This window comes from Candidatus Nanosynsacchari sp. TM7_ANC_38.39_G1_1 (assembly GCF_004138385.1).
This window is the reverse complement of the sequence record NZ_PQNZ01000038.1, coordinates 1-7,947: the sequence shown is the minus strand read 5'-3', so window position 1 is coordinate 7,947 and position 7,947 is coordinate 1. Positions and strand designations below refer to the sequence as shown.

7 protein-coding genes, 2 rRNA genes and 1 pseudogene are annotated in these 7,947 nt (G+C 51.5%); 4 read left to right on the top strand and 6 right to left on the bottom strand.

What is annotated here, in order from left to right; all coding sequences use genetic code 11:
• Positions 1–114: 114 nt before the first annotated feature.
• Positions 115–216, top strand: a pseudogene (locus G1ANC_RS04250) (L-lactate dehydrogenase); the annotation flags it as partial.
• Between the two features lie 230 nt (positions 217–446).
• Positions 447–1,370: a hypothetical protein gene (locus tag G1ANC_RS03000; protein WP_129693541.1), complete on the top strand. Its 924-nt coding sequence runs from the start codon at positions 447–449 to the stop codon at positions 1,368–1,370.
• A 69-nt stretch (positions 1,371–1,439) separates the two neighbouring features.
• Here the strand turns inward: G1ANC_RS03000 and infB are convergent, their stop codons facing one another.
• The 3 genes from infB to G1ANC_RS02985 all read right to left on the bottom strand — a co-directional run bounded on the left by infB (position 1,440) and on the right by G1ANC_RS02985 (position 5,161).
• Positions 1,440–3,215, bottom strand: a complete 1,776-nt coding sequence (gene infB / locus G1ANC_RS02995; RefSeq protein ID WP_129693540.1) for a translation initiation factor IF-2 — start codon at positions 3,213–3,215, stop codon at positions 1,440–1,442.
• Positions 3,216–3,273: 58 nt separating this feature from the next.
• Positions 3,274–4,350, bottom strand: a complete 1,077-nt coding sequence (locus tag G1ANC_RS02990; RefSeq protein ID WP_129693539.1) for a 30S ribosomal protein S1 — start codon at positions 4,348–4,350, stop codon at positions 3,274–3,276.
• Between the two features lie 136 nt (positions 4,351–4,486).
• Positions 4,487–5,161, bottom strand: a complete 675-nt coding sequence (locus tag G1ANC_RS02985) for an LPXTG cell wall anchor domain-containing protein (protein ID WP_129693538.1) — start codon at positions 5,159–5,161, stop codon at positions 4,487–4,489.
• Positions 5,162–5,265: 104 nt separating this feature from the next.
• On the opposite strand from G1ANC_RS02985, the gene G1ANC_RS02980 reads away from it, so the two are divergent.
• Together G1ANC_RS02980 and G1ANC_RS02975 are read left to right on the top strand one after the other, a co-directional pair.
• Positions 5,266–6,093: an ROK family protein gene (locus G1ANC_RS02980; protein WP_129693537.1), complete on the top strand. Its 828-nt coding sequence runs from the start codon at positions 5,266–5,268 to the stop codon at positions 6,091–6,093.
• The gene (locus tag G1ANC_RS02975) at positions 6,053–6,526 is read left to right on the top strand and encodes a hypothetical protein (protein WP_129693536.1); all 474 of its coding nucleotides are present in this window, start codon (positions 6,053–6,055) and stop codon (positions 6,524–6,526) included. The genes G1ANC_RS02980 and G1ANC_RS02975 overlap by 41 nt, the downstream gene beginning before the upstream one ends.
• A 107-nt stretch (positions 6,527–6,633) precedes the next feature.
• On the opposite strand, the gene G1ANC_RS02970 is transcribed toward G1ANC_RS02975, so the two are convergent.
• From G1ANC_RS02970 to G1ANC_RS02960, 3 genes are all read right to left on the bottom strand, one after another.
• On the bottom strand, positions 6,634–6,861 hold the full coding sequence (locus tag G1ANC_RS02970; protein ID WP_129693535.1) for a general stress protein: 228 nt from the start codon (positions 6,859–6,861) through the stop codon (positions 6,634–6,636).
• Positions 6,862–7,336: 475 nt separating this feature from the next.
• Positions 7,337–7,445 (bottom strand): 5S ribosomal RNA (gene rrf / locus G1ANC_RS02965).
• A gap of 184 nt (positions 7,446–7,629) precedes the next feature.
• A 23S ribosomal RNA gene (locus G1ANC_RS02960) occupies positions 7,630–7,947 on the bottom strand; the annotation flags it as partial.

Below are 7,947 nucleotides of genomic sequence, written 5' to 3'. Positions count from 1 at the left end.
CCCGTGGATGAGCCGAAGCGCGGGTGAAGCGGGACCAATTGTCCGCCGGCACCGCGTACCCTTGCGCGTGGGAGGTCACACCGGCCCCCGCCCCCACCGAATCGGAGGAACGAAGTGTCCGAGGCCACCATTACCAACTCCGCCCAAGGTTCCTACCCGACCACCGGCGGCGGCCGCCCCTCGAAGGTCGCCATCATCGGCGCCGGCGCCGTCGGCGTAGGTGCCTTCATCGGATCCAGGACTCAGCGCCGCCAGCGCTGAGTCCTGGACTCTCTTCCCGGCCCCGCCGCCAGCGGGGATCCGGGATCAATCATTCCTACCACCCCGCCTCCGGCGGAACCTTGCCATTCCAGGCAATCGTTCTGTCGGGGGCGGGCAACCCCATGGAATATCATGATTTGATACTAATCAGCTGGATTATCAAAATTAACCAAAAAGGAGTTTATATGAAATCAGTTTTTGCTGGAGTTTCTGCTGTCGCGCTAGCCGTAGCTAGCGCTGCTGGCGTTGCTAGCGCCCTAAACGCCAATCAGCCTAATAACGCGCCAGCTACCAATCAAGCGCAGCAACCAGTCTACCGCTGCGAATCGCTAGGTATCGACCATATCGCCCGCGATAGCTACAAATTCTCTGTCAAATACGCTGCTTATAACGGCGCCACCTACAAAAGCACTGTTTACCGCGTCTACGACGCCAACAGCAAAGAGGTCTACAACACTGCCGGAGCTAAGTTCAACGGTTTCGAACCTGGCAATTACACCGCCAAGGCTTTCGTCACTGTATCGGTCAATGGCAAAGACGAAACTGTCACCAGCGACGGCTGCACCAAGACTTTTACTATCAAAGCCGCTCAAAACGACCAAAATAATAAGCCGGACAAACCGTCCGAACCAACACCACAGCCGCAAGAGCCGTCCAATCCAAACCAAAATAAGCCAGACGACCAGAAGCCGACGCCGCAGCAGCCTTCCAAACCTGACAATCAAAACAAGCCTAACAATCCAGCTCCACAGCAACCATCGACTCCTGCCAAACCAACAGAACCGTCTAAACCAACTACGCCTACCCAGCCGAGCCAACCCGACACAAAGCCGGCCACACCAAATACACCGAATACACCATCAAAGCCAGCGGCTCCAAATAGCCCAGCGCCCACAAACCAACAGTCCTCACCAACAGCCGCCGCAAATTCCAACGCCACGCCTGCCACAACGACTACACAAACAAATACAGCCAACAGCCCGTCTAACAACGCTAGCGCACCAAACCAGCTACCAAAAACGGGTATCAGCGAACTAGCCGGCCTAGCTGGTACTGGGTCGCTTGGCTACGCGCTGTATGCCTACATAGTATCGCGCAAAAACCGTTAATCTAGCTTGACCGCTCGCACTTTGCTCTAATAAATAACCCCGCTCTTTCGACCGGGGTTATTTTATTTACTAATTCAGTGTTCGCCTGACCAATTCGCGGGTAAAGAATTCCAGCGTGTCGCCGATAGCCAGCTGCAGCTTCTTCTGTGTCCGCAGGCTCAGGCCGCACATCTCGCCTTCAAATACTTCTTTGGCTTCCTGCTGCTGCCGCTGAACGTTAGCGACCTCTACTTCGGCAAGCTGCTCGCCGCCGCGCTTGACGCGCACTAGCAAATTCGGCGCTACTTTGCCGCTGATTACTTCGCCGCCGCAAATTACCTCGTCGCGCATCGTCCGGAAGACGCCTTTGACTTCTAATACGCCGACCTCCGTCTCGACCACCTCTGGCGACAGCAAAGCTTCCATATTTTTACGAGCATCGTCTAGCAGTTCGTAAATCACTTTGTAAGTGCGCACTCGTACGTGATCGCGGCTCGCCAAGCGCTTAACCGCTGGCGGTATCTCGACATTGAATCCGTAAATAATAGCATCCGAACTGTCAGCCAGGCGCACGTCGCTCTCGTTGATATTGCCGACGCCGCTGCCAATAATCCGCAGGTCAATCGCGCCGCCAGTATCAACCAGCCGCAAGCTATCCATCACCGAGGCTAGCGAACCCTGCACGTCAGCCTTGACGATGACGTCGAACTCTTCGCTGTCGTGCTTTTGAGTCATCATTTTCAGCAAATCGGCGCCAGTAACGTTAGTGCTGGCAGCTTGCCTTTCTGCTTCAATTTTAGCCTGCTCTACCTGGGCGCGAGCAATTTTCTCATTCTTCACCACAGTGAAGACATCGCCGAACTGCGGCAATTCCTTGAACCCGGTAACTGTCACTGGCGTTGACGGGCCAGCTAATTTTAGCGCCTCGCCGCGGAAATTAGCCAGCGTGCGCACCTTACCGTATGATGTGCCGGCAACCAGAAAATGGCTTGGCTTCAGCTGGCCTTGCTCGACTAGCAGATTGACCACCGAACCGCGGCCCTTTTCCATGTGCGCCTCGATCACCAAGCCTTCCGCCGGCACGTCAGTATCGGCTTTCAGCTCCTCCATATCAGCCACTAGCAGCACCATATCTAGCAATTTATCGATATTTTCGCCAGTTTTAGCGCTAATCGGCACCATAATCGTGTCGCCACCCCATTCCTCTGGATTCAGCTGGTATTCGCTGGCTAATTGAGCTTTAACGCGGTCGATATTGGCGCCCTCTTTGTCGATTTTGTTGATAGCCACGACGATTTTAGCATTAGCATTGCGAGCAAATTTAATCGCTTCGACCGTTTGCGGCATCACGCCGTCGTCGGCAGCCACCACAATCACCACTACGTCGGTCAAAACCGCGCCGTGCTGGCGCAGCGCCGCAAAAGCCTCGTGTCCTGGCGTATCTAGCAAGGTGATCACGCGATCGCCGCGCTTGGTCTGATAAGCGCTGATATGCTGGGTAATTCCGCCTGCTTCGCTAGCTACGGTTTTCATGCCGAGAATCGTGTCTAGCAGCGTAGTTTTACCGTGATCGACATGCCCCATCACTGCTACAATCGGCGGCCGCAGCGATGCCTTGGCAGACGGCTTGTGCAAATGTTGCACTGGCGCCGAATTAACTTCTTTTCGCCTCAATTGCACGGCAATTTTTAGCTCCTCGACGATAATTTGCGCCGTCTCGAAATCAATCCGCTGATTGATCGTCGCCACGATACCGTTTTTGAACAATTCACCGACAAGCTGCGTTACTGGCAGGTTCAGAGCCTCGGCCAATTCTCCAACGGTAATAGAATCGGCAATCGTCAGAATTTTCTCTGGTTGGCTCATGTTTTCTCCTTTCTACCCGCAGCTTATCGGGACAATTATCCGCTAGATGCGCGGGCTGTTACTTGGTTTTCTTTTTCTTGCCGCCCAAACTCAGGCTAATTTTGCGGCCTTCGCGGTCAATGTCGAGAATTACGAATTCTTTGCGCTCATTCAAGGTAAAGACCTTCTCGGGATCAACATCGTTGCCGCTGCCAAGCTCCGAGATATGCACTAACGCCTCGACAGCCGGGCTAATCTGGACAAAGGCGCCAAACGGCGTAATCCGCGTGACTGTACCTTCGACTTTTTGGCCTTTTTCAAGCTTCTCAACCTCATCAAGCCACGGGTCTTTGGTCAGCTGCTTGACACTCAAGCTCAAACGGTCTTTGTCAATCGAGATAATTTTGGCTTCAACCGACTGGCCGACTTTGACGTAATCATTCGGATTACCGACACGCTCCCAGCTGATTTCTGAAATGTGAATCAGCCCTTCGATACCATCAACATTAACAAACGCGCCGAAATCTACTACGCCCGTCACCACGCCTTTAACCGTATCGCCAACTTTCAGCGTAGCAAAACGTGCTGCCAAGCCGTCTTTGATGGCTTCTTTCTCGGAGAAAATCAATTTGTTAGTCTTGCGGTCGCAATCTAGAATGCGCACTTTCATCGGCCGGCTGACCAGAGCGTTCAAGCGGGCGAGAATTTCGTCCTTGTCGGCGCTGCCAACGCGCGGATAATGCTCGGCGCTCAGCTGCGATACCGGCAAGAAGCCGCGTACACCCTCGTACTCGACCAGCAATCCGCCGCGGTTAGCGTCGTACGGCGTAATCTCGACAATTTCAGCAGCATCAAAGTGAGCTTGAATTTCTTCCCAGCCGCGGTCTTTGGCTGCCTTGCGCAAACTCAGCAGGCTGTAGCCGTTATCAAGTTCTGAATCAATCACGCTTGCCGACACTTCGTCGCCGACATTCAATTGGCGGCCGAAACCGACCTCGCGGCGCGGTACGTAACCAATTCCTTGCGCGCCCAAATCTACTAATACTTCGTGTTTTCGCACGCTTAAAACGTGCCCAGTCACCATCTCGCCAGCAACTAGCTGTTTCGCATTGTCGCCCGCCAAGAGGTCGTCCATCGTAATCGTGGCCTTTGCCATAAATACGTCATCAGCAGATACCCAGGATTCGGGTAAATTCTGCCAATTCTCCTTTCTTAAATTTAATATTTCTCGAGCAACACAAAACAATGCGCACTCAGCCACTTACCAGTATACCTTATCCGACCTCTAATGTCTAGATGAGGCGGCGCGATTTGACGTAAGCAACCCCCAGCCCCAGCAAGCCGGCGCCAGCTACAACCGCTAGCATATCGTCAACTGGGCCAGTCTTTGGTAAGCTGCTGGCTTCATGGCCAGTTTTCGGCAGCTTGTTGTTAATAGCAGCAGACGAACCTGTTGCCGAGTTATTAGAGCCGCTAGAAACGGTGCTAGAAGCGCTAGAATTAGAGCTGGAATTAGAAGCCGGAGTCGAATTGTTAGAATTGCTGCTAGTAGAGGCGCTCGATGTGTCCGACGCGCTTTTTTGATCGCTCTGGCTGGCCGCGCCAGCGTTCGACTTCTGTGCTGGATCCGAGCTGTTGTTACTTTTGTTCTTGTCTTCTTGCTTTTTCAATGTATCAGCAAGCGAGTCTTTTTTCTTCTCGTCTTCCTTAGGCTTATTAGCTTCAGTATTGCTCTGGTTTGTATCTTTTTTTGGCGCTGGCGCAGTGTTGCTGCTTTGTTCGTTTTGAGTTTTTTGGTCGTTTTTGGCAGTTTCAGATTGAGACGTTTGTGCCGTTTGCTGCGTATCTGTCGAATTCAATTCGCCCGAATGGCGCACCATGTACACGCCGCCAACAAACGCCGCTGCTAGCGCCGTTCCCACCAGCACAAAACCAATCACTGAACCTTTCTCGCTAAGATGTGCCACTTTACTGTTATCCTCTCATAATTACCTTACTTTTCTATATTATACACCTTTTCTGCAATAATATCAACTATACGCTATACTATCGTCTGTGATACGATAGATTCATGATAGTAACAATCGATACTGGCGGGACAAAGACGCTCGTCACCTCTTTTGCCGATAACGGGCACATGGGCAAACCGCTTAAATTTCCCACTCCCAAGGAGCCAAAAGCTTATGTCGCTGAACTAAAACGCGTAGTCCGCGAACGCTATTCAGACAAAAAAGTCGATGTTATAGTTATCGCTCTGCCTGGTATTATCAAGAATGGCACTGCTGTCTGGTGCCAAAACCTCGGCTGGGCAGATTTTCACGCTTCCCGCCTGCTGCGAGACCTGCTGCCAGGCGTGCCGGTGCTCATCGAAAACGATGCCAACCTAGCTGGGCTCGCCGAAACGCGGCTTTTACGAACAATCCCTAACTGTTCGCTTTATGTCACAGTTAGTACTGGCATCGGTACTGGCGTTTGCACTAACGGCTACATTGACCCGGGCATGCGCTACAGCGAAGCTGGCCGCGCGCTCGTCGAATATGGCGGCAAGATCCACTCGTGGGAAAGCTTTGCCTCTGGACGGGCCATTGTCGACGCTTATCACAAATTTGCTCGCGACATCACCAGCAAACGCACCTGGAAGAAAATCGCTGATCGCATTTCGCGCGGCTTTCTGGCCGTCATCCCGATAATTCAGCCTGACATTATCATCATTGGCGGTAGCGTCGGTACTTATTTTGAACGGTACGGCGATTACTTGCGCGATATTTTAACTTCGCATCTACCGCCGCACATTCCATGTCCAAAGATTATTCAAGCACGCCATCCCGAGGAAGCGGTTGTCTACGGATGCTATTACTATGGCAAAGATTACTTGGCTCTCGCAAAAAATAAGCGCTGACGCTTTGTCAGTGCCGCACCTCGCACATCTCACCCTAGTTCAGGGTGAGATGTTTCGTTGGAATCATCGCGCTTGCGCTATTCACTACAATCCGGCAGATTCTCATGCTTGCGAACGGCTACTCCACGAATATGGCCACGCCTTGCTAAACCACACTGGCTATTCGCGCGATATTGAGCTAATCGCTATGGAGCGCGCCGCCTGGCAAGAAGCCATCAAAGCAGCCGCTAGGTTTTCTACCACAATTGACGCCGAGCTAATCGAAAACGACCTCGACACTTATCGCGACTGGCTGCACGCCCGTTCGCAATGCCCGCACTGCCAAGCTGCCGGCTTGCAATCCAGCGCCAACAAATATTCCTGTCTCGCCTGCGGCCGTTCCTGGCGAGTAAACCAAGCCAAACTATGCCAGCTGCGCCGCTGGCTTGAATAGTCTGCTTGATGCGAAATTTGATCAACTAATTCATAACTACCGATTACTCATAAAACTAAAAAATGCACCTCCGTAATGGAGGTGCATTTTTGTATAGTCAGCTAGTTTTACGCTGCGAGCGTAACGTCATCCTGCGTAACAGTTGTTTTCGCTTTGCCGCGCCGGCTGATACGGCCGCCTTTGGCCCCAGCAATTCGCGCAAGCGCCGGGTTAGCTGCAAAACCGCCCGTGTGCCCGTTTTGTCCGCCTTTACGGCCAATTTTTGCATAAAAATTTGGGTCTTTGGCTAGATTTTTTTGAGCCGCTTTCTTGCCGCCAACTTTTGTTCCTGCCATATTGTTGTCTCCCGCCCGCTCCGGGCAATATTAAAAGGGCTCGCCTACCTCTGTAAGAGATAAGTAAACCCTCGCTTTATCTCACATATGTTATATGTACTCTTTTATATTAGCACAAACGAGACAAAATGTCAATGGTTACAAATTACGAAATTATGGTATAAAAACCATTGCGTTTATTCTTCTGGTGCGATATTATAGATATGCACCTGTTTGAACCTTCAAAACTACGAGGTTCACCACAAATACAATTCTCGTTTTCTGCGAGATCCGAGAATATAAAAATAACGCTCTCGAAAGGGCGTTATTTTGTTTACTGAGCTGTCACGAAACGCAGCAGCGATCTGGGAGCCTACCCGTCTCATAAAAATATCCTAAGCGCCATAAGACAATCTGTAGTTTCGCCGCTAACAGACAGCGGCACTGAACACGTCAGCCAAAAATAAAAACCACCCTTTCGGATGGTTTTTATATAATCCGGCACCGTGCTAGATTCCCACTTGCGCAGTATTATCGCCGCTGAGGAGCTTAACTTCTGTGTTCGGAATGAGAACAGGTGTTTCCTCCTCGCCATGGGCACCGGAGGAGGGGGTTTAAAGCGCTTGGTTCCACATATAATCCGTGGTGGGCCAAACCCCTTCCTTCGATGTCCTTGTTCGGCTAGCTCGTGCCTATAATCGAAAGATCAACGTTGGTGCGAACACCAATTACTAGTCAAGTCTACCTTATCCACGCTATCAATGCAAGCATTAACCTCGTAGACAAGGACATAAAAAGGCAATGGGACTATTAGTATGCTTCGGCTCCATACATTACTGCACTTCCACCTTGCACCTATCAAACAGATAGTCTATCTGTGTCCTCATAGGGAAATCTAATCTTGAGGTCAGTTTCGCGCTTAATATGCTTTCAGCGCTTATCTGGTCCGCACATAGCTACCGGACAATGCAGCAGGTGGCCACAATCCGTACACCAGCGGTGCGTTCACCCCGGTCCTCTCGTACTAGGGGCAAATCCTCGCAAATTTCCTGACGTCCATACCGGATATAAACCGAACTGTCTCACGACGTTCTGAACCCAGCTCGC

Excerpts from the sequence above, each read along its gene's own strand:
- G1ANC_RS02980 (WP_129693537.1), top strand. The coding sequence starts at position 5,266 with ATGATAGTAACAATCGATACTGGCGGGACAAAGACGCTCGTCACCTCT.
- G1ANC_RS02990 (WP_129693539.1), bottom strand. The coding sequence starts at position 4,350 with ATGGCAAAGGCCACGATTACGATGGACGACCTCTTGGCGGGCGACAAT.
- G1ANC_RS03000 (WP_129693541.1), top strand. The coding sequence starts at position 447 with ATGAAATCAGTTTTTGCTGGAGTTTCTGCTGTCGCGCTAGCCGTAGCT.
- infB (WP_129693540.1), bottom strand. The coding sequence starts at position 3,215 with ATGAGCCAACCAGAGAAAATTCTGACGATTGCCGATTCTATTACCGTT.
- G1ANC_RS02970 (WP_129693535.1), bottom strand. The coding sequence starts at position 6,861 with ATGGCAGGAACAAAAGTTGGCGGCAAGAAAGCGGCTCAAAAAAATCTA.
- G1ANC_RS02975 (WP_129693536.1), top strand. The coding sequence starts at position 6,053 with ATGGCAAAGATTACTTGGCTCTCGCAAAAAATAAGCGCTGACGCTTTG.